The 22,147-nt window shown below is 64.1% G+C and carries 14 protein-coding genes; 8 read left to right on the top strand and 6 right to left on the bottom strand.

The genetic code is table 11. The features are described 5' to 3' along the window. Position 1 precedes the first annotated feature (1 nt). The 8 genes from HY836_RS02985 (at position 2) to HY836_RS02950 (ending at position 10,904) form a co-directional block, all read left to right on the top strand. On the top strand, positions 2–3,634 hold the full coding sequence (locus HY836_RS02985) for an RHS repeat-associated core domain-containing protein (protein ID WP_290673431.1): 3,633 nt from the start codon (positions 2–4) through the stop codon (positions 3,632–3,634). Between the two features lie 33 nt (positions 3,635–3,667). Beyond that, positions 3,668–4,225, top strand: a complete 558-nt coding sequence (locus HY836_RS02980) for a DUF4303 domain-containing protein (RefSeq protein WP_290673429.1) — start codon at positions 3,668–3,670, stop codon at positions 4,223–4,225. Positions 4,226–4,261: 36 nt separating this feature from the next. Continuing rightward, the gene (locus tag HY836_RS02975; RefSeq protein WP_290673427.1) at positions 4,262–5,572 is read left to right on the top strand and encodes a TIGR02270 family protein; all 1,311 of its coding nucleotides are present in this window, start codon (positions 4,262–4,264) and stop codon (positions 5,570–5,572) included. An 11-nt stretch (positions 5,573–5,583) separates the two neighbouring features. Next, on the top strand, positions 5,584–5,742 hold the full coding sequence (locus HY836_RS02970; protein WP_290673425.1) for a hypothetical protein: 159 nt from the start codon (positions 5,584–5,586) through the stop codon (positions 5,740–5,742). 121 nt (positions 5,743–5,863) lie between these two features. Beyond that, positions 5,864–8,269 carry a type VI secretion system-associated FHA domain protein TagH gene (gene tagH, locus HY836_RS02965; protein WP_290673423.1) on the top strand — a complete coding sequence of 802 codons (2,406 nt, stop codon included), beginning with the start codon at positions 5,864–5,866 and terminating at the stop codon, positions 8,267–8,269. Then, positions 8,269–9,033: a protein phosphatase 2C domain-containing protein gene (locus HY836_RS02960; RefSeq protein WP_290673421.1), complete on the top strand. Its 765-nt coding sequence runs from the start codon at positions 8,269–8,271 to the stop codon at positions 9,031–9,033. The genes tagH and HY836_RS02960 overlap by 1 nt, the downstream gene beginning before the upstream one ends. A gap of 96 nt (positions 9,034–9,129) precedes the next feature. Next, positions 9,130–9,714, top strand: a complete 585-nt coding sequence (locus HY836_RS02955) for an OmpA family protein (RefSeq protein WP_290673419.1) — start codon at positions 9,130–9,132, stop codon at positions 9,712–9,714. Next, positions 9,711–10,904 carry a geranylgeranyl reductase family protein gene (locus HY836_RS02950; protein WP_290673417.1) on the top strand — a complete coding sequence of 398 codons (1,194 nt, stop codon included), beginning with the start codon at positions 9,711–9,713 and terminating at the stop codon, positions 10,902–10,904. The genes HY836_RS02955 and HY836_RS02950 overlap by 4 nt, the downstream gene beginning before the upstream one ends. Positions 10,905–10,931: 27 nt before the next feature. Here HY836_RS02950 and HY836_RS02945 read toward each other — a convergent pair whose 3' ends face one another. The 6 genes from HY836_RS02945 to HY836_RS02920 all read right to left on the bottom strand — a co-directional run bounded on the left by HY836_RS02945 (position 10,932) and on the right by HY836_RS02920 (position 22,143). Continuing rightward, entirely contained in the window at positions 10,932–11,066 is a 135-nt protein-coding gene (locus HY836_RS02945) for a hypothetical protein (protein ID WP_290673415.1), read from the bottom strand. Between the two features lie 3 nt (positions 11,067–11,069). After that, positions 11,070–14,312: a PAS domain S-box protein gene (locus HY836_RS02940; RefSeq protein ID WP_290673413.1), complete on the bottom strand. Its 3,243-nt coding sequence runs from the start codon at positions 14,310–14,312 to the stop codon at positions 11,070–11,072. A gap of 158 nt (positions 14,313–14,470) precedes the next feature. Further along, a complete protein-coding gene (locus HY836_RS02935) occupies positions 14,471–16,438 on the bottom strand; it encodes a serine/threonine-protein kinase (protein ID WP_290673411.1) in 1,968 nt (655 codons plus the stop codon). A 37-nt stretch (positions 16,439–16,475) separates the two neighbouring features. Continuing rightward, positions 16,476–17,162 carry a type VI secretion system-associated protein TagF gene (gene tagF / locus HY836_RS02930; RefSeq protein WP_290673409.1) on the bottom strand — a complete coding sequence of 229 codons (687 nt, stop codon included), beginning with the start codon at positions 17,160–17,162 and terminating at the stop codon, positions 16,476–16,478. Next, the gene (gene tssM, locus HY836_RS02925; RefSeq protein WP_290673407.1) at positions 17,162–20,758 is read right to left on the bottom strand and encodes a type VI secretion system membrane subunit TssM; all 3,597 of its coding nucleotides are present in this window, start codon (positions 20,756–20,758) and stop codon (positions 17,162–17,164) included. The genes tagF and tssM overlap by 1 nt, the downstream gene beginning before the upstream one ends. Further along, positions 20,755–22,143: a DotU family type VI secretion system protein gene (locus HY836_RS02920; protein WP_290673405.1), complete on the bottom strand. Its 1,389-nt coding sequence runs from the start codon at positions 22,141–22,143 to the stop codon at positions 20,755–20,757. The genes tssM and HY836_RS02920 overlap by 4 nt, the downstream gene beginning before the upstream one ends. Positions 22,144–22,147: the final 4 nt, after the last annotated feature.

Below are 22,147 nucleotides of genomic sequence, written 5' to 3'. Positions count from 1 at the left end.
CATGAGCACGCGCGCCTTCAAGTCCCGCCACCCCGTCATCATTGCGACGGGCGAGAAAGCCCTGGATCAACTGGATTTCGAGCTGACTGGCCCGATCAAGTTGGCATGGCGCAGGCGCTATCGCAGTGGTGATGCACGCTGCGACGGCTGGTTTGGCCAAGGCTGGTCGCATCCCTTGGCCACCGAGTTGTGGATTGAAGATGACGTCATACGCTATTGGGACGCGCAGGGCCGCGAGGTGGTGCTGCCGACCATTGAAGTGGGGCAGTCTCACTTCCAGGCGTACGAGCGCTTCACGCTGACGCGGCCTGCACCACACCACTGGGCGATTCGCCAGAATCAGGGTCTGATTCAGCACTATCGTCAGCGCAACGCTGCGCAAGTGCGCTTACCGTTGGAGGTCTTGCAGGACCGCAACTTCAGAAGGGTCGTACTGGCCTTTGATGAGCAGGACTTTGGCGAACGATTTGATGCGCGGGCTTTGCCACCCAGGCCGCACAGCGTGATCGACAGCGCTGGTCGAACGCTGCGCCTGCTGTGGACGGAACACCGGCAATTGGCCGAAGTCGTTGTCGCCATGGGCGAGACACGTGTGCCGATGGCCCGGTATCAATACGGCGTTGCCGCGCCGATCGCTTCAGGTCAAACGGTCAATCAGCCTGATCTGGTGAGTCATACCAACCCCAATGGCTACACCCGCAGCTATACGTGGGATCAGCACCTGTTGGTGGGATACACCCTCGCCACCGGACAACGCTTTGCCAACCGCTACGACCGTTTGCTGCCATCCGGTCGAGTCATTGAGTCACTCGCGCTGGACGATGGCACAGGTGACCGCTTCGACTACAACGGACGCAGCACCCGGATTCAAGACAGACTGGGTCGAGAGACGGTCTTCGTTTCGAATGCCCGGCAAGATCTGACTGCGGTGCACGATGCCGAAGGCAACGTTGAACGTCACGATTACGATGATCAAGGGCGGCCCACAGCCAGCGCGGACGCGCTGGGGCAGGTCACCCACACCACCTTTGATGCGCGCGGCAACCTCACATTGATGATGGATGCGGCGGGTAATGCAACCAAAGTCGACTACAACGCGCTGGACTTGCCCGTCAAGCTCGCTGATGCTGGGGGTGGCGAATGGCTGCGTCAATACGACGAGCGCGGCAATCTCATCGCCAGCACCGATCCTTTGGGACACACCACGCGCTACGAAGTAGATGCGCTGGGTCAGGTCACTGCGATCGTCGATGCACTGGACAAGCGTAAAACCCTCCAATGGGACGAGGCTGGCAATCTCCTGGCCTACACCGACTGCTCAGGTCACACCACACGTCGAAGCTATGACGTGCTGGGGCACCTGCGCAGCAGCATCGATGCGCTCGGGCGGGAAACCACGTACCAGTTCGACGCCTTGGGGCAGTTGCTTGAACTCATCGAGCCTGGCGGCGCGCGCCACTGCTGTACCTGGGATGGCGAGGGCAACCTTGTTCGTTATGTGGACCCATTGGGCCAGGTCACGACATGGTCCTACAACGGTGCTGGCGCTCCGCTGGTGTGCACCGATCCGCTGGGGCATACCCTGAGCTACCAATACGATCATGCGGGGCGCCTGATCACACTGACCAACCAGAACGGTGAAATCAGCAGCTTTGGATATGACCTGCTTGACCGTATCACCGACGAAGTGGGCTTTGACGGTCGCCATCAACGTTATGTGTCCAATCCAGTTGGCCGGCTGACCCATTTGATCGAGCGCGGTGGTTCCGACTTCGGTCCGGGCAAGGTCACGCGTTTCGAGCACGACCCCATGGGGCGCATCACGGCCAAACACCACGTGGGTGAAGCAGCCGAGTACGCGGCCAGCAGCCAGTTTGCATACGACGCTTTGGGGCGTCTGACCGAAGCGAACAACGCGTGGTCGAAGGTGACGCTCGCCTACGATCCCTTGGGGCAATTGCTGGCGGAGACACAAACGCTTAACCCAGGCCTGGGTGCTCAGGTGTTTGAACTCAAGCACCAGTACGACCCGCTGGGAAATCGAACCCAAACCGTGTTGCCCAACGGCAGAACGCTCAATCAACTGTTCTATGGCTCCGGCCACCTGCACCAGCTCAATCTGGATGGTCATGTCGTCAGTGATTTCGAGCACGACGCGCTCCACCGCGAGGTCAGCCGTACGCAGGGCGCATTGCGCAGCGAGTTTGCTTACGATCACTCCGGGCGTCTGAGCGCACAGCGTGCGATGCGCGGTGGGCAGCCAGGTTCGCTGTCCGGCTTGGACCTCAATACAGTGGCTCAAGCGCGTGATTTTGGTGACGTGCAGGCTCGCCTCAAGGGGGTGATCGAGCGTCACTACCAGTACGATCCGGCGGGGCAACTGGTGCAATGGCTGGACCGCCAGAGAGGCCTCACGCGCTATCGCTATGACGCGGCCGGCCGCATCGCGCAATCTCAGATCGGCATGTTGCGGGATTGGGGTGCGTTGGGCGTGCCCGGCGATGCAAGTCGAAGCCCGATGGCGCTCAACGAGCAGTTCCATTGGGATGCGGCCAGCAACCCATTGCCGGCCAGTGCGCCGAGCGGCGACATGGTGCACGGCAATCGTTTGCTGGTGTGGCAGGACGCACGATATGCCTACGATGAGCATGGCAACTTGATTGAGCGCCTGCAGGGCAAGCGCGGCAGTGCGGCGCAGACACACACGCTTTTCGAGTGGGATGCGGCGCACCAGCTGGTGAGGGCTGATGTGGCGCGAGGGCCGGCCGAGGCTGCGACTCAACAGACCTACACCTATGTCTACGATGCACTTGGCCGGCGCGTGGCCAAGCGAGATGCCTTTGGCACCACGCATTTTGCGTGGGACCGCGACAACATGGCGTTGGAACGGCGTGGAGGCAATGAGATCGCCTACCTATATCGCCCGGAGTCGTTTGAACTTCTGGCGCAGGTCCACAACGGTGAGGTGCACCATCTGCATACCGATCATCTCGGTACGCCGATGGAGGCCAGTAATGAAGCTGGCGAGCTGAGCTGGCAGATGACTTATTCGACCTGGGGTAATGCCGTTGTCGAAGACGTCGCGCAGATTGAACAGAGGGTGCGGTTTCATGGGCAATATTTCGATGCCGAAACCGGGTTGCACTATAACCGGTTCAGATATTACAGCCCGGATGTGGGGCGGTTTGTCTCGAATGACCCAATTGGATTGCTGGGCGGGGAAAACTTTTATGCATATGCCCCCAATCCCATCATGTGGGTGGATCCGCTCGGTTTATGCTGGGGTGACAAGCTGGCCGCAAGCGGTGTCCCCAAACCTGCCGGTATGGCCAGGCCGCATGGTCACCACATTATCTTCAAAGGGGAATTCCTTGGTAACCCGAGAATTCGGGCGGCGCTGACCAGAAGTCGGGCGGTCGTGGCGAGGTACAACATCGATCCGGTTAACGACATGAGGGCGTTGATGTGGGCCGAAAACGAGGGCCATAGCGGCGAGAATGCAGAGAAAATTGCTGATAAATTGGAGGCCGCCGATAAGAAATTTCAAGAAGACAAGTTGGACCCAACCTGTCCGTGTACGCAAGCTTTGATGTTTGCGGAAATTCAGAAGGCGGGCGCCGAAGTCTTTGGTTAATTTTTAAGAATCTCTTCTTGTTGGAGCGCTAGAATGGACTGGGAAAAGCTAACGAATGACGTGGTGACGGCGGCAAGTGCAGCATTTGACTCATTGCGGACTGAAAAATCGAACGAGCACTTTTATGTATTTGTTCTGTATACAGACGGTGATGCCTGGACGATATTGCCTTCAGCGAACAGCCTAGAGCAGCATGAAGTGAAGGTGCGAGATACAGGTGAAACCAATGAATTGCAGATCGCTTGTTATAAATGGGCGTCGGCAGAGTGGGCTTATGAGGGCTGGAAGGCCGATTTGTTCAATGGTATTTATCTGGATCTGGAAAATTACAGGAAAACCATGCCGAGGTCCGCAGAGGCTTATGAGGCATATAAGAATTCAGTTCACGACTGCATGATCGCTGCCCTCAAGAAAATGGACCAGAACGGATTCTTTGGGAAGGATCGGGAAAATATCTTGATCTACATTTCATCCTCGGATGGTGATGAAGGCTATGGTCTGGAAAATCAATCCGTGAAACAGCTGAACCCTGCGCAGAGTTACTTGCCATTTCTCGGAAGATATGGCGAGGAAAGCTCTGCCGAGTCTTGAAACCCTCACTTTCAAGGAAGGCCAGGGAAGAGCCTCATGCCCCGCAAGCCACTGCTACCCGTACTGCGCCAGCATATTGACGACGCTGCCAGCCTTCGTCAGGTGAGGGCAGTCTTGCTGCGCGCGCCTCACGTACAACTGCATCGCTTGCGTCGCGTGGATGATCGCCTGGCCGCGCATCTGGACGGCATTGCCGTTGCCGTTGCCGATGCAGAGGGATTGACCCTGCTGGAGCCGACGTTTGCCGATTTCTCGACTGGGGGCTTCTTCATCCTGGTCACGCAAGCGCTTCAACGCCGTGACGCAAGCTGGCTGCAGCGGGCTGTCGCGCTGGCTGCAACAACGACCGAGGCCGAACGCGGTTTTCTTTCTGCAATGGGCTGGGTCTCGTCAGAAGACCTGCAAGGCACTGTGCGCGCCCTGCTTGGCAGCACGGTGCCCCAACACCGTGCCTGGGGCCTGGCTGCCTGTGCCATGCACCGCGTGGATCCGGGCCCGGTGCTCGCTCAAGCGCTGCAGGACGCAGACCCACTTGTGCAGACTCGGGCCTGGCGTGTCGCGGGCCAGATGGGCCGCGTGGGCTTGGCTGATGCCGCACGCTATGTGCTCAATCACCCCGCCAAGCCAGGCCATGAGGCCGTTCTTTTGGCCGCCAGCTGGGCTTTGACGCTGTGGGCTGCAGGCGCAGCAGACAACGTGCGCGCCGTTTTGTTGCAAGCCGACCCTGACGACGATAGCGGTCTGCCCTGCGAAGCCGCCCACCGTTTGGCCACTATTGCCGCCTCCATGGAATGGGGGCGTGATCAGGTGCGCACCATGGCCTCACAAGCCGATACCAGTGTCCCGCACAAGCGCCGCATGATGCGCTTGGCCGCTTGGGTGGGGGACGTACAAGTCATCCCCTGGCTGATTCATCACATGGCCGATGACGTGTGGGCGCGTTTGTCGGGCGAAGCCTTCAGCATGATCACCGGTGTCGACCTCGCCTTTCTTGACCTGGAGCGCAAGCCGCCCGAGGGCGTCGACTTTGGCCCCCATGACAATCCCGAAGACGAGAACGTCGCTTTGGACGAAGACGACAGCTTGCCCTGGCCCGATCAAGCCAAGGTACAGGCCTGGTGGCAGGCCAATGCCCAGCGCTTCTTGCCAGGCCAGCGTTACTTCGCGGGCGAGCCACCCAGTCCGAAGCATTGCGTCGAGGTGCTCAAGTCCAAAGGGCAACGTCAGCGCATCATGGCCGCTGAATACCTTTGCTTGCTGCGCCCTGGCGCCAGGCTGTTTCCCGTTGCAGCGCCCGCCTGGCGGCAAAGTCGCTGGCTGGCTGAAGAAGAGGCAGCCTTGTCGTGAATATCGATCCCATGATTGTGTTGGCCGTGGTGGGGAGTGCCTTGTTCGTGCTGGGCATGTTGGACATCGTCCGACACAGGCGCATCACGCCAGCCGCCAAGGGGCGCTTGATGACGGCCTTGATCTTTGCCGCCGTGCTGCTTTGGCAAGCCTGGCATGGCCTTCTTTGACCTCGCGCAGTTTTGCGCGTGTCCCGCATGACTTTCGTTGATTGACCAAGGTCAGCTACGCAGACACCATTCGGATCATCGCCCCACCTCATCTCTATAACAGGGGCAGTCTGGAGTCTTCATGCACTTGCTCATCCGCGCCGTCAGCCTGGCTGGCCAGCCCTTGACGCAGGCGATTTCCGCATATTTCGATGAGCGCGGCGGCACCATTGGCCGCTCGGACACGAACACGCTGGCCCTGCCCGATCCGGAGCGCCGCATTTCCCGCCTGCAGGCCGAGGTCAGCCGCAGCCCGGATGGCTGGCGCCTGCTCAACGTGGGCAATGCCAATCCGATCTGGCACAACAACAAAGCCATTGCGCCGGGCGAAGGTGCCTTGCTCGATGAAAACGACGAGCTGCAGATCGGTACCTATGCCTTGCAGGTCACGTACTCAAAGAACGATGCCACCGCGCGCACGATCACCAAGGGTCGTGCGGCCGTGGACTCGCGCACCGTCATCGTGGGTTCAGGGCAGGAGCCACGCACCGATTCCAGCCTGATGCAAGCGGCGGAACGGTCTGCGATACAGACGCCGTCCATGGCGGTACCGGTCAGTGCGCCCGCGCCTGCACCTGCACCTGTTGCGCCGCCTGTCGCCCAACCTGCAGCGACTGCCGCATCGGCGGCCACACCCGCATCACCCTTTGCTGATTTGCTGGGCGGTTTTGGCGGCGGCTCGTCGTCACCGGCGTTTGCGCAACCCGCTGCACCGTCTTCGGGTTCGCCCTTTGCCGATCTGCTGGGCACGCCCGCACCCATGTCGCCGCCGGCCTCGTCGTTGCCCTCATCACCCTTTGGCAGCCCGGCGCCGGCATTTGCTGCGTCGGCGTTTGGTGCATCGGCCCCTTCGGCTCCTGCAGCGCCCGTGGCCACCTCGAACCGCCTGCCTGACGATTTCGATCCCTTCGCCGACTTTCAGGCTGCACCCTCACCGAGTGGCCGCCCCGCGTCCTCATCGGCATCATCTGGCAGCTGGGACTTGCCCAAGTCGCCCACGCCACCAGCCAGCGCGAATCCTTTCGATTTGAATCCGGGTGCCCCAGCGTTGCCGGGCGATCTCGACCTGATGGGGTCGGTCGCGCCGGCTGGTGCCAACTCGATCGACCAGCTCTTTGGGCTGGGTGGTGGCACCTCCTCGGATCCCCTGGCCAGCTTCCTCAAGAAGACCGAGCCGGCCGCGCCTGCCGAGGCTGCGGCGGGCATGCCCAGCAATCTGGACCCGCTGGCCTTGATCACACCGCGTGCCGATGTGGAGGTGGCGCCTTCAGAGCGTGACGCGGTATCTGCTGGTGCGACCTTGCCGGACGACGTGCCCGAGTTGCAGGCAGCGATGGTGTTGCCGCCTGTGGCCGAGCCCGCGCCCGCTCATCGCGAGCCCCTGTCGGCCAGCTTCTCCTTCATGCCGCCGCCTTCGGCTGCGGCTTCGAAAACGGCCGAACCCGCGCCAGCTTCGCTGCCTGCCCAAGCAGCCGCTGAAGATGCCGCGTCCCCATCGGCACCGTTGGCGGCTGGTGCCTCGCCCTTTGCCGATCTGGGCCTGGGCGAGCCCGCTCGCGCGTCACTGCTGGATGACCTCGATCTGTCACCACAGACCGTGCCCAGCGTGCACGTGCCCCGCGCTGCGCGGCAGAGTGAGGCCGCGCCCGTGCCTGCCGACGATCTGCTGGGGCTGGACCTGAGCCTGCCTGTGGGGCACGAGCCTTTGCAGGCCCCGCTCGAAACGCAACTGCCCATCCCGCAAACGGCCGTGCCCCATGTGGCGGTGCACCAGCCCGAACCTGTCAAGGAAGACGAGGCACCCACCAATGTGCCGCTGGCATCGCCTGTGGCGCCTGCCGCTGCCGCAGATACCCAGGCCTTGTGGAACGCCTTTTGCGAAGGTGCCGGCATCCGCTTCAATCCACCCCAGGGGCTCAACCCGGATCTGATGCGCGTCATCGGCCAGTTGCTGCACCACACGGTGGACGGCAGCCTCAAGCTGGTGGCGGCGCGTGCGGCCACCAAGCAGGAGATGCGCGCTGAAGTGACCGTGATCCAGGCGCGTCGCAACAACCCGCTGAAGTTCTCGCCCGATACGCAGTCGGCGATGGAGCAATTGCTGCAGCCCCCGATGCGCGGTTTCATGACCGGGCCGGAAGCCGTGGCCGACGCCATGGACGACCTGCTGGGCCACACCATCGGCACCATGGTGGGCATGCGCGCCGCGCTGGAAGGCGTGCTGGCCCGCTTCGAGCCCGAGCAGCTGGAAACCAAGCTGGTGGGCCGCAGCATGCTCGACAGCCTGCTGCCGATGAACCGCCGCGCCAAACTCTGGGAGCTGTATCTGCAGCACTACGAGTCGGTGAAAACCGAGGCGCAGGATGATTTCCACAACCTGTTCGGCCGCGCCTTCCTGCAGGCCTACGAAGAACAGCTTGATCGCCTGGACGCCGAGCGGCGCCAGTCCGGTCGCCACCCTGCTGCGCCCACCAGCCCCTCTGCATGATGCACATTGAAGTAGCGAGCCACAGCGAAGTCGGCCAACGTTCGCACAACGAGGACGACCTGCGTCACGGCACGTCCGGTGCCCAGGTTTACGCCATTTTGTCTGACGGTGCGGGGGGGCACAGCAATGGCGCCATGGCCTCCGACATCGTGGTGCGCACGGCCACGGTGCTGCTGCAGCGCGCCACGGTGTTCAATCCTGCGGTGCTGGAGGCGGCCATTGAGGATGCCAACGAGGTGCTCAACACGGGTCAGCAAGGGCTGCCCAGCCACCAGCGCATGCACGCCACAGTGGTGGCGCTTTGGATTGACGCCGAGGTGGGCCAGGCCCTGTGGGCCCACGTGGGCGATTCGCGCCTCTACCGCATCCGTCAGGGGCGTGCCGAGCAACTCACGGTGGATGACAGCGTGGTGCAGCACATGGTGAACGCCGGCTACATCAAGCCCGAAGAAGCCAAGCACCACCCGCGCAAGAACCAGTTGCTGGCCGCCATGGGCAGTGATGAGACGCCCAATGTGCACGTCACGAAGCAGCCCGAGCCCGTCTACGAAGGTGATGTCTTTCTGCTGTGTTCGGACGGCTGGTGGGATCAGCTGGAGCTGGAAGACCTGGAGCGCACCCTGTTTCGGGCTGACACGCCCCGCCAGTGGCTGGATGACATGGCCGCTATCGTGGCACAGTGCCGCATCGCCAACCAGGACAACTACACTGCAGTGGCTGTTTGGGCTGGCAATCCTGCCGAGGTCACCCGCATCGGTGGCTGAGTGTCCGGGAACAAACCCACGGTGACAAAAGTCGCTTTTCTTATCCGAATGGCCGCTCTACAGTGCAGCCGTCAACATGATTCCTAAGGACCTGTCATGAACACGTCGTCCACTTTCGCTCTGACCCGCTCTCTGCTGGCCGCCGCCCTGTCGGCTGGCCTGGCCTTGGCCCACGTCCAGGCCCACGCTGAAGGCCCTGCGCCCACCACCGTGCTCAAAGGCAAGGCTGTGACCGAGACCAACCTGATCGACGCCCTGACGCCCGAGGAGCCCGTGGTCACCCGCAGCCTGCGTGTGCAGCGCGATACCCCCGGCCAGCAAGCCGCGCGCAAGCCCAGCGCGTCGCTGCTCATCACCTTCGAGACCAATTCCGCTGACCTGACTCCTCAGGCCAAGAAGCAGCTGGATGTGGTGGCCGCCGCGTTGCGCAACAACAAGCTGGCCGACTACGGCTTCAATGTGGAAGGCCATGCCGATCCACGCGGCGTGCATGACGCCAACTTGAGCTTGTCACAACAACGTGCCGAGAGCGTGCGCAACTACCTGATCAGCGCCCACTCGATCGAGGCCAAGCGCCTGAAGGCCGTGGGCAAGGGCGACAGCGAAGTCCTCAATGCCAAGAATCCTGCTGCGGTCGAGAACCGCCGCGTCACCATCGTGACGGACGTGTCCAAAGATTGATCTGCGTCGGTGAGGCCTCGGTGCCGGGTGTGAGGCGGCACCATGCCGTCCTGGTGATGGGCGGCGGCCCGGCGGGCTCGTCCGCCGCCTACACCTTGGCGAGCCGGGGCGTGGACGTTGGCCTGATCGACAAGGCGGCGTTCCCCCGGGCCAAGTTGTGCGGCGGCTTGCTCTCGATGCGCAGCCGCAAGCTGTTTGCCCGCATCTTTGGTGATGCGGCCTGGGATCCGGCCCACGAATACGAGTGTGCCGGCATCCGCCTGTTCCATCTGGACCGCTGCCTCAGCGATGTCGATGGCCACAAGCCGCTGTACTTCACCAACCGCTATCACTTCGATGACTACCTGCTGAGCCTGGCCAAGGCACGGGGCAGTGCCATGTACCTGGGCGACGGGGTGGCGTCCATCGACCTGACGCAGCGCGTGTGCACCTTGCAATCAGGCGCCGAGGTCAGCTTCGACTACCTGATTGGCGCCGATGGGGTCAACAGCCTGGTGGCCAGGACGCTGTTCGGCGCCGCTTACGATCGCAGCAAGATTGCCTTTGCCCTGGAGATGGACGTGGACCGCGCGCTGCTGACCCGAGAGGTTCACCGGCCCGAGATCTATTTCGGGATCGTGAACTGGGGTTACGGCTGGGTGTTTCCCAAGCGTGACACGGTGACGGTGGGCGTGGGCGGCATCCAGGCCCGCAATCCGCACATGAAGCGGGATTTCGAGGCCTTCCTGTGCAGCCTGTTTGGCACCATGCCGCCAGGCAAGATCAAGGGGCATCACTTGCCCTTTGGCGATTACAAGCGCGAACCGGGGCGCGACCGTGTCTTGCTCGCTGGCGATGCGGCCGGCCTGGTGGAGCCGATCACGGGCGAAGGCATCGCTTTTGCCATGCAAAGCGGCCATGAGGCGGCCTTGGCCGTGCAGGCGGCGCTGCAAGCGGATGGCCAGGTTCGCGTCTTGCCGCTGTACCGGCAGCGCTGCCGGGAGATCACCCGTGCGCTGGATCACGCCAATCGCATGCGTTACCTGGTCTTTCCCAAGTTCTGCGAGCGCTTGTTCGTGCGGATGCTGCCAAGCAGCACGATCACGCACATGCACCTTGACCTGATGGCCGACGAGATTGACTACCGGGACTATGCCAACCGGCTGAGCCGGCGTTTGCTCAAGAGGGTGGTCAGCGGCCGATTTTTCTGAAGTCCCGCCAGATCGGGGCAGCGCTGCTCAGTCCGTGCAGGACACGGGCGTGAGCAGGTCGCACAGCGGCTGGGGTTTGTGCACCAGATAGCCCTGCGCATGGTCCACACCGATGCCGCGCAGGGTGTGCAGCACCGCTTCGGTTTCCACGAACTCGGCCACGGTCTAGATGCCCAGCAGGTGCGCCACTTCGCAGAAGCAGCGCACGGTGGCCTGGTCCAGCGGGTCGTTGACGATGTCCTTGATGAACTGCCCGTCGATCTTGAGGTAGTCCACGGGCAGGGTCTTGAGGTAGCCGAACGATGAGGCGCCGGAGCCGAAGTCGTCCAGCGCCATGCGCACACCGCTCTGGCGCATGCCGTCGATGAAGGACGCTGCATCGACCAGGTTGGTGATGGCCGCCGTCTCGGTGATCTCCAGGCACAGCTTGCGCACATCAACCGAGGTCTCGGCGATCAGCTCTTGCATGAAGCGGTGGAAGGTGGGGTCGCCGATGGACTGGCCCGACAGGTTCACCGCGATGGTGTCGATCTGATCGAGTGCCTCGCCTTGTTGCTGGAGCCAGTCGAAGACATGGCGCACGACCCAGCGGTCGATGCGGGAGGCCATGTGAAAACGCTCTGCCGCAGGCAGGAAGGCCCCGGGCGGGATGATGCTGCCATCGGTGTCCCGCAGGCGGATCAGCACCTCGCAATGCAGGCCTCGGGTTTCATGCCGGATGGGCTGGATGCGCTGGGCATACAGGATGAAGCGGTTGTCGTCGAGCGCCTGCTCCAGGCGGCTGGCCCATTGCATCTCGCCTTTGCGCGCGCGCATGGCCTGATCGGTGTCGTACCAGGCGTGCACACGGTTGCGGCCGGCTTCCTTGGCGGCATAGCAGGAGGTGTCGGCGGCTTGCAGCACGGAGGCGGTGTGGGCCCAGCGCTTGTCCAGCGGCACCAGGCCGATGCTGGTGCCAATGCGGAAGCGCCGGCCATCGTGGATGAAGCGGAACTCTTCCATCTGGTCGCAGATGTCCTGCGCCACGCGGTGCGCCTGATCGACGGTGCAGTGCTCCAGGATCACGCCGAACTCGTCACCACCGAGGCGCGCCAGCGTGTCGCGGGACCGCACGCAGCCTTGCAGCAGGCCGGTCACCTGGCAGAGCAGTTGATCGCCCACGCTGTGGCCGCAGGCATCGTTGACCAGCTTGAACTGGTCCAGGTCGATGTACATCAGCGCGTGGCAGGTTTCATGCTGGTGCGCCTCGCCCAAGACGCGGGTGAGGCGTTTGTCGAACTCGGCACGGTTGACCAGGCCGGTGAGCTGATCGTGCGTGGCACGGAAGCTCATCTCATGGCCCATGCGGCGCTGCTCGGTCACGTCGTGGAAGACCAGCACCACGCCCAGCATGTTGCCGTCTTCGTCGCGAATGGGAGCGGCTGAGTCTTCGATGCCGTACTCCTGCCCGTTGCGCGAGATCAGCAAGGTCTGATCGACCTGGCCCACATGGATGTCTTCAGCCAGGCAGCGCTCGAAGGGGTTGACCTCGGGCTCGCGTGTCTGTTCATTGACCACATGGAAGACCTGGCTGAGCGGCATGTTGCGGGCCGATTCATTGGGCCAGCCGGTCATGCGTTCGGCCACCGGGTTGAGCCATTGCACGCGGCCATGGGCATCGGTGGTGATCACGGCGTCGCCGATGGAGTGCAGTGTCACGCGCAGCAGCTCGTGCTTTTCTGCCAGCTCGCGCTCCATGTGCTTGCGATCGGTCACATCGTAGTTGGCACCCAGCACGCGGGTGGCACGGCCTCGCGCATCGCGGAACACGGTGGCGCGGCCATACACATAGCGCACATGGCCGTTGGGGTGGAGCACGCGGAAGTCGAAATCCAGCGGCTTGTGGCCCTTGATGGCGTCCGTCAATTCACGGCTGGTGTAGGCCAGGTCTTCAGGGTGGATGCACTTGGCCCAGTCATCGAGCTTGCCGGTGAACTGCTCACGCGGCAGGCCGAAGATGGTGTACATCATGTCGCTCCAGGTGAGCCGACCTTCGGGCAAGGTCAGCTCCCAGATGCCGATCTCGTTGGCCTGGGTGGCCAGTGTCAGGCGCTCCTGGTTGGCATGCAGCGCGGCTTCCACCGCGTGTTTTTCGGTGACGTCTTCCAGGATGGCCAGCGAGCGCACGGGTTGGCCTTCGCCATCTCTTTCCATGATGGCCGACAGGCGCACGTCGATCAGGCTGCCGTCCTTGCGCACCATCTGGTATTCGACGTTGTCGCAGCGGCCGGTCAGCAGGTAGCGCGGCAGCACGACGTTGCGGGCGTACTCGTACGATGAAGGCGCCAGAAAATCGGCGGACGAGCGGCCGATCACCTCTTCGCGCGTGTAGCCCATCTTGGCCAGCCAGGTGTCGCTGACCGTCAGCAAGATGCCGTGCTGATCGATCGAGTGCAACATGGCGGGCGTCGATTCGTACAGTGAACGCAGCCTGATCTTGCTTTCCTTGAGCGACTGTTCGGCCAGCTTGCGCTCGGTGATGTCGCGACCGACCGAGTGGATGCCGGTGACCTCGCCTTGGTCGTTGACGACGGGGCGATTGGTCCAGGCCATCCAGTGCAGGCGCCCGTCCTTGGCCACGGTGCGGTTCTCGTCTTGCAGCGTTTCGCGATGGATCAGTACGCGGCTGAGGTGCGCGCGCACCAGGGGGCGCTCGGCTTCGGGTACGTAGTCATACAGGCTGGTGCCCACGATGGCTTCGGTGGGCTTGCCGTACTGCCTGCTGTAGGCCGCATTGACAAAAGTGAGGATGCCTTCGGGCGTGGACAGGGAGATCAACTCCGTCTGGTCTTCCACGATGGCCCGGTACAGCGCTTCGTTGTTGGCGATCTGCTCGGCCAGGGTGCTGCCGGCGGCCAGCGCCTGGTAGCGGGTGCGTTCGCGCATCATCAGGGCCTGGGCGGCGATCTGGGCCAGTTCTTCCAGGGACTGCTTCTGCTTGCTCGACAGGATGCGGGGCTGCCGGTCGATCACGCACAGGGTGCCCAGTTGAAGGCCATCGGGCAGCTTGATGGGTGCCCCCGCATAGAAGCGGATGCCAGGCTCATCGGTGACCAGCGGGTTGGCCTGGAAGCGTGCGTCGCGTGTGGCGTCCGGCACTTCCATGACATCCGGTGTGAGGATGGCGTGGGCGCAGAAGGCCACATCACGGGGCGTTTCATGCACACCTGGCAAGCCCACATTGGCCTTGAACCACTGGCGCTCGGCATCCACGAAGCACACTAACGCCACCGGGACGCCGCACAGTTGGGCTGCCAGGCGCGCGATCGTGTCGAACAGCGGTTCGGGCTCGGTGTCGAGAACCGCCAGTTCACGCAGTTTGGCCAGACGCTGGGCTTCGTTAAACGGCAGTGGCGCGGGCTGTGTCATCGAAGAAGGTGGTTGGACTGCAATCAGGTTGGGCCGGTACACGCACCTGCCCGGAAGGATTCTGTCCTCTCAGTCCTGCCGGTGATCAGGCAAATCGACCACCATGTCACTGGCTGTTTGCCGATTGTGTGCCTGTCTGTGGCTGGTGTCAGCCCATTTCAACGGGTGGCCACTTCTTCAATATGGACGAGCGAGGCGCCATAGCCTTGTTCGCAAGGTGAGGCGCCGTCACACAACGCAGGTGGCACGAAGGGACTGCCCGGGCCCTTGTGTTCGCGCCAGGCCTTGGCGGCCTGGGCCATGTCGAACTCGGGAATCGTGTCGGCCATGTTCAGGCCCAGCTTGTCGAGGTCGCGCGGGAAGGGGGAGACCATGGTCACGATATGGTTAACACCCGCCGGGCCGCCCGCCGTGATGTGCCAGCCTTTGCGCGGCAGCTGCACCAGCTTGTTGGCTTCGATGCGGTTGTTTTTGTCCAGCGCGTTGGGGAAGAGCAGGTAGAAGTGGTTCTGATCGGTGCCGGCCAGGTACACGTAGAGGTAGCCGGGGATGCTGGACTTGACCTCGAACAGCAGCTTGTCCTTGCCAATCACGAGCTGGGATTTGTCGGTGAGGGTGTTGACCGACATGAGCGGGTCGGCACTGCGCACGATGTCTTCCAGCGCCGCCACGATGGTGAAGGGATCGCGTTGCGCGGGCATGGCGGGTGGCGTGGCCGGTGCGGCCGTGCTGCTGGCTGCCGCGATCGAGGCCGGGGCACTGGCCGGCGTCGCGTTGGCGGCTGATACTTGCGAGGCGCCGGTGTCCGTCGCAGCCGGGCCGCTCTGGCCGGATCGCGTCAGGAACCAGGCGCCACCACCGCCAGCGATGCCCAGGGCGGCCAGGGCGATCCACAGCTTGTTGCTGGATGCGCTGCTGCCAGAAGCGGAGGGCGCCGATGGTGAACTGCTGGCTGATGCGGGGGCTGGCTGGTGCACTTGCGTGGGCGGAAAGGCTGTGTGCGGCGTGGCCATGGCCGTCATCTGGGTGGCCTGCTGCCCACCTTGTTGGGTGAGCTGCTGCGTGTGGGCCTGCGCCTCCTTCACCAGCGTGGCCGCATCCGTGCCGGCGGGCAGGATCACCGTGCGGTCGTCTTCTTCATTCACGACTTGCGGTGCGCTGACACCCGGTGGCAACTCGGTGGCAAACAGGCGCTCACGCAAGGCGGCCATGTTTTGCAGACGCTGCTCGGGGTGCACGGTGAGGCCGGCGTCGATCGCGGCCAGGAAGGGCGCGGAATAACGGCCAGCCGCCGATTGCGAGATCGGCGTGAGGTCGTCCTTCATCATGCGGCCCACCGAGGGCGCTGGCGCTTTGCCCATGATGGTCGCGTACAGCACGGCGCACAGGGCGTAGACGTCCGTCCACGGGCCTTGCTTCATGGAAGGCACTTCGGCGTATTGCTCCACGGGCGCATAGCCGGGCTTGAGGATCACGGTGAGCGCCTGGGTGGCGTCACCGATCACGCGGCGTGCCGCGCCGAAGTCCAGCAGCAAGGGCTTGTTGGGGCCCAGCAGCAGGATGTTGTCCGGGGCGATGTCGCGGTGGTAGCAGTGATCGGCGTGGATGACTTCGAGCGCGTCGATCAGCGGGCCCAGCATGCCCTTGAGCCAGGCTTCATCGGGGGCCTGTTTCTGCTCGCGCAGCCAGGTCTTGAGCGTGGGCCCCTGGTAGTAGGGCATCACCATGTAGGCGGTGCCGTTTTCTTCCCAGAAGCGGTAAACCTTGATCAGCGCGGGGTGGTCAAACGAGGCCAGCAGCTTGGCTTCGTTGACGAAGCTGCGCATGCCCAGCGTGAAGGTTTCGCGCTGGCGCTCGGACTTGACCGTCACAGACAGATCACCCGCCCGCGTGGCCAGCGAACCCGGCATGTATTCCTTGATGGCGACCGTGCGTTCCAGCTGCGTGTCATGCGCCAGGTAGACGATGCCGAAGCCGCCTTCACCGACCAGGCCGGTGATCTCGAATTCGTGCAGGCGATGGCCGATGGGCAGCGCATTGCCGCTGTGGCCGACGCTTTGACCGTCGGTCTTGGCTGGGCTGTTGTTCGACGCGGGCGTAGGTGATGCAGATTCGGCTTGGCTCATGGGGCGATGAAAGAACGAGGCTGGGCAACGGCGGGAATCACCAGCTGCCGCGCAAGAGATCGACGAAGTGGTCCGCGCCGGGCAGGCCCGGACCCATGCTCAGGCTACCACTGCCGTGGCCCGAATCGGGTTGCCACCACAGACTTTGCCCCTGCGCCTGTTGGTGCAGGCTGGTGCCGGCCACGCCTTCGAGCCACTGGCTCAGCGAGGTGTGCGGCGCCGTGACGTAGCGATCGCGGCCCATCAGCCTTTGCACGGTCGGCACGCCCACGGGCGGCGAGGCTTGCCAGCCGGGTGCGGCCATCAACTGGGCCTCGAAGGTGTCCACATTCGAGCCCGGCTGCAGGGTGGACATGGCCGCCTGGGCGACATGGTCCATCCAGCGCTGCAGGGCCGTCTGGTCCTGGCCGGAATCGGGCGCGTGCGTGCTGGCCTGCGCCACGATGAGCGGGAAGTAGCGGCCCACGCTGTCCACGCTGGGCATGAGCACGCCCATCCACCAATGCTGGCCGGCGATGCCGGGGCTCCAGGCGAAGCGCCACACGGGCGCGGTCAGGTAGGTGTTGAGCCAGTGGTCACCCAACTGCTGGCGGCTGGTCTGCACGCCGCGTGATAACCAGTCGTCGCAGCGCTGCACGAACTCCGGCGGCAGGCGCCGGGCGCTGAAATCACCCAGCGAGGCGATCTTGCCGAACCAGCCGCAGGCACCTTCTTCGCCCGGCATCACAGACCTCCCGGGCAGGAGAAGCTGCTCAACTCCGGCAGGCGGAAGGGGTTTTGCACACTGCTGGATGTGACCGTGAAGGTGGCATGGCGGCCGCCCACATTGAAGTTCACATTGAAGCGCTCAGGCGCGCCGGCAGGGCTCAGCGCCATGCGGTCAAACAGGCGGAACAGGGCCCAGGGGCCTTCGGTCACGATGGCGTTGTCGCCCGCGCCCGGAGGCGCAATCGACATGCGCACCATGGAGCTGCCGCGAGGGCCGGGCCATTGCACGGTGGCCGGGATCTGCGGGCCGTGTGCGTACTTCACCAACTGGCCGTCCACATCCAGCGTGAACTGGGTGATGGTGGCGTCCATCTCGAAGGGCTTGAAGTCCAGGCGCAGGCCCGGCTGGTTGCCCCCAGCTCGGAAGAAGGTGTCGCGGATGGCGGCGGCGCGCTGGAATTGCGCCAGGGTGCCGCTGTCCGTGCCCATGGTGGCGCCTTCGAGCTTGCGGAAGCTCCAGGGCCGTGTGGACGTGTCCACAAAGCGGGCGAGCTGCTGCTGGAAGAAGGTGTCCATCAGGCCGCCGGGCGCGAACATGCGGGCGAAGTCATCCTGCGTGACATCACGGCCACTGCTGCGCACGAAGGGGTAGCGGCCGGCAATCGCCTGCTGGCAGAATTCGCCGATCTGCGACTTGATGGCCTGGCCCAGGTTGGCCCGGGTGGCGTCCAGCGCTGCCGAGGTGCCGCTGACCGACAAGGTGTTGAGCAAGGAGCGAAGCGGCTCAGGCAAACGCGCCGCTTCAGCCTTGACCTTGTTGGGCACGTCGCTGGGCGGCGGCACGTTGCCACCTTGCACCGCGGTCTCGGTCGCGGTCAGCAAGGTGTAGACCTCGTTGATCAGGCCCAGGGTGCCGTCGATGGGGGCGGGGCTCTTGCCATCGGGGCTGCTCACCATCTGGCGCAAGGCCAGGAAGCGGTCGTCCACGATGGATTCGATGCGCCGGCCGTCGGCCACTGCCGTGGCTGCAGGCTTGTCACCGAACAGCTTGGCGATCTGGTCGCGTGATTTGTCGAGCGCGCTTTCGGCCTTGTCCTGCGCCTTGTCGATGATGGACTTGCTCTCCGACAGGCTCAGCGTGGTCTCATGCGACAGCGCCGTCAGCAAAGGCTTCAAAGGCGACTCGGGGCTGGACAGCACGCGCGCCATCTGCGAGGCCTTGGGCAGGCTGTCGGAAGGCAGCATGCGGATGTCGGCGATGAAGCCTTCCCAGATCGTGGCGTACTCGGTGAGGTAGATCTGGCGCACGTCATCGGTCAGGCGGCGCAGGGCGGTGGGGTCACGCAGGGATTGCGAACGGGCGCTGTCCTGCACGCCCAGCACCCAGGTCTCTTCTTCGCTGAGCTGCTTGGTGGCTTGCTCGACCTGAGGCTGGAAGCCCTTGTGATAGCCGTCAAACGTGAACAGGCCGGGCACGCCCTTGGTCAGCGGCGCACCGCTGGCCCGCATGAACACCAGGGCCGCGCTGTTGCCGGCTGCCTTGGCCACGGTGAACTCGGGGATCTCTTCACCCACGCCTTGTTGCTTGAGGCGGTAGTACACGCGCTGCGCCAGGGGGATGGCCACCAGGCGGGCGCGGGTGCTGTCCACCAGCTGGCGGTCTTCCGGCAGGGGCGACACAGCGGGGCCCTGGGCCAGCAGGTCGTCCAGATAGCCATTGAGCTCGGCGCGCTGTTCGGTGGTGACGCTGCGCGGCAGGTTCTGATCCCAGTCGGCCATGAAGTAGGACTTCAGCGCCTTGGGGTCGAAGTGCTGCGGGTCGTGCAGCATCACATAGGCCTTGAGGGCTTCGTACTGCAGCTCGGGGTTGTCGATGCTGGTCTTGACCTGGTCTTCCACGCGCAGGGCGATGCGGGGCAGCAGGGCGTCCACCAGCATGCGCTCGTAGGCCTGGCGCGAGGCCGCGTCCAGCTTGCGGCCCTGATACAGGCCAAAGCCTTGCGACCAGGGCACGGCACGGTCGCTGTCGGCCACGGCCAGGTCACGCGTGGCCTTCAAGGCGGGCATCAGCACGAGGATGTCGGACGACGCGCGGTTGGGTGTGGTCTGCAGCAGCGAGCGCACGCCTTGCTCACGCAGGCTGACTTCGTTGACGTAGCTGCGGTTGTTGAAGAAGCTCACGCCCCAGGCCACGAGCAAGGCGGTGGCGATCACGCCGACGGCGGCGTAACCTGCGGCGGCCATCAGGCCACGGCGGCGCTCCCACTTCAGATCGGTGCCACCGAGTTCGCTTTCGGCAAACACGACCTCACCCAGCAGCTTCTCCAGGAAGAAGGCTTTGCCGCTGGCCTTGTTGGGCGGCAGCACGGTGCGCTCCAGGCGGTAGCTGCGGGCGATGCTGCCCAGCATGCGGTCCAGCGGGGTGCCTTCCTGCGTACCGCTGATGAAGTACACACCACGGATCAGCGGGTTCTGCTCGAACTGCGAAGGCGAAAAGACATCGTCCACAAAGGACTTCAGCACATTGCGCAAGCCACCGAACTGCTGCGGGAAGGCGTAGATGCGGGCGCGGCGGGCCGGGTCGTGTTCCAGTTGCAGGCGGTCGATCAGGCCATCGGTGAGGCGCTTTTCCAGCGCGTCGAACTCGGGCAGGAAGGCCGAGGCGTCGGAGTGTTGCTGGTCGTCGAGCTTGAAGGTGAAGCCCCATGGGGTGGCGCGGGTGTCGCGGTCCAGCTCGCCCAGGCTGTCCATGAAGCCGGAGAGCAGGTCGCACTTGGTCACCATCAGGTAGATGGGGAAACGCACGCCCAGTTGTTCGTGCAGCTCCTGCAGGCGGGTGCGCACGGCGGCGGCCTGGGCCTGGCGTTCGGCAGCCGATTTGGTCAGCAGATCAGGTACGGACACGGTCACCAGCACGCCGTTGACGGGCTGGCGCGGGCGGGCGCGCTTGAGCAAGGCCAGGAAGCCGTTCCAGGCGGTCTGGTCGGCTTGATGATCGCTGTCTTGGGTGGTGTAGCGGCCGGCGGTGTCCAGCAGCACGGCCTGGTCGGTGAACCACCAGTCGCAATTGCGTGTGCCGGCCACACCGGGCAGGCCTTGGGCGCCACTGCTGGGCGTGGCCAGCGGGAAGCGCAGGCCCGAGTTCAGCAGGGCCGTGGTCTTGCCGGAACCCGGCGCACCGATGATGATGTACCAGGGCAGCTCATACAGATAGCGCTTGCCGGCGCGGGCTTTCAGGCCCGACCATACGCCCTTGTGGGCTTCGAAGCGCGCGTTCTTGAGCGTCTCCATGCCCTTTTCGAAACGCTCGCGCAGCAGCTTGACTTCAGGTGCTTCGGGTTCGGCGTCGGCACCCTTGGGCGCGGGTGCCAGCAACTGGTTGACCACGGCCTGGTTGGCCTTTTTGGCACGGATGGCGCTGATGACCTTGATCAGGGCATAGATGCCCACGATCAGGCCGATCAGGATCAGGCGGGACCAGACCGAGTCGAGCGGGCGCAGTGTGCCGATGGCGATCAGTGGGCCCACGATCCAGATGACGAGCGACAGGGCGATCAGGCCGATGATGGCCAGCACCATGCCGCTGAAGAGGAAGGACAGCAGCTTCTTCATGGTTGTGTCTCTTGGGCTGCGCTTGGAGCCGTGTTTTGGGCTGCGGTGCCGTTGCCGTTGTTGTTCTCGCGGGCCACGAACAGGATCACCTCGACACGGCGGTTGACCGCACGGTTCGAGGCCGTCGTGTTGTCCACCACCGGTTCGCCGTCTGCACGGCCTTCAGAGCGGATGCGCTCCTTGGCCACGCCATTGGCTTGCAGCAGATCCCGCACGGTGTCGGCACGTTCTTGCGACAAATGCCAGTTGGAGGGGAAGCGCATCGAGCGGATGGGCTGGTTATCCGTGTGGCCGGTGACCAGCACATTGCCCGGCACCTGCACCAGCGCCTGGGCGATGCGCGTCATGATGGCTTCGCGGTTTTCGCTCAGCGAGGCGCTGCCGGCCTCGAACAGCCCGTCGCCACGCAGGGTGATCACGCTGCGGTCGATCTCGTCACGCACGGCGACCAGGCCGGAGCGCACATCCGCCTGAAGGAAGTGCGCCAGACGCGGCTTGGCGGCGGGGATGGGCGTGGGCGGCACGGGTGGGGCCAGGCGCAGGCTCTGGATGGCGCCGAACACGGGATCCGAGTGACCGCTGAGCGCGAACGTCAGGCCCAGGTAGACGGCCAGCAGCACCAGCGCCGTCACGGCACCGGTGACCCACAGTGGCAGCCACGACAGCATCAGGCGGCGCGCTTGCGGGGCACCTTGCCAGTGTTGGGCCAGTGGCTGGGCGTAGTCGCCACGCGCCTGCTTGAGCAACTGGGCCAGGCGGTCTCGGACGGTGTCGAGCTGCGTCTTGCCGCCTTCGATCACGCGGTAGCGGCCTTCGAAGCCCATGGTGATCACGGCGTAGATCAGCTCCAGCAGATCACGGTTGGCGGGCACGTCTTCGGCCAGCTTGGCCATCAACTGGAAGACCTTTTCGCCGCCGTAGGCCTCGTTGTGGAAGCTGACCAGCAGGTTGTGGCGCGCCCATTGGCCCGAACCACCCCAGGGTGTGCTGGCCGCGGTTTCGTCCAGCAGCGTGCACAGGATGTAGCGGGCAGCCAGCACCCGTTCGCTGGCGATGCCGGCGGCGCGGGCCTTGGCTTCGAAATCGCGCAGGCCGGCGGCCATCGATTCCTTCAAGGCGGCCGGATCGGCCAGATGCGTGGTGGTGCGGATCTGGGGCACCAGGGCCAGCAGAGGGTTGGCCAGGGCCACGAGCGAATTCAAACCGGTGTCGGGCGCACCCAGGTCGGCGGCCACATCGGCACCACGGGCGATGTTGTCAAACGGCGTGGCGCCAGCGGCCGGGCGTTGGCCGGGCGTGGGCATCACGAAGGTGCGGCCGGTGTCGATCGAGGCAAAAGGATCGATCGGAGGCTGATTGGGTGCTTGGTTCGGAGGCTGTGTCATGCCT

It is taken from the genome of Aquabacterium sp. (assembly GCF_016234775.1).
Classification (GTDB): Bacteria; Pseudomonadota; Gammaproteobacteria; order Burkholderiales; family Burkholderiaceae_C; genus Aquabacterium.
The sequence above is the reverse complement of the archived record's forward strand: the minus strand, read 5'-3'. Positions and strand labels throughout refer to the sequence as shown.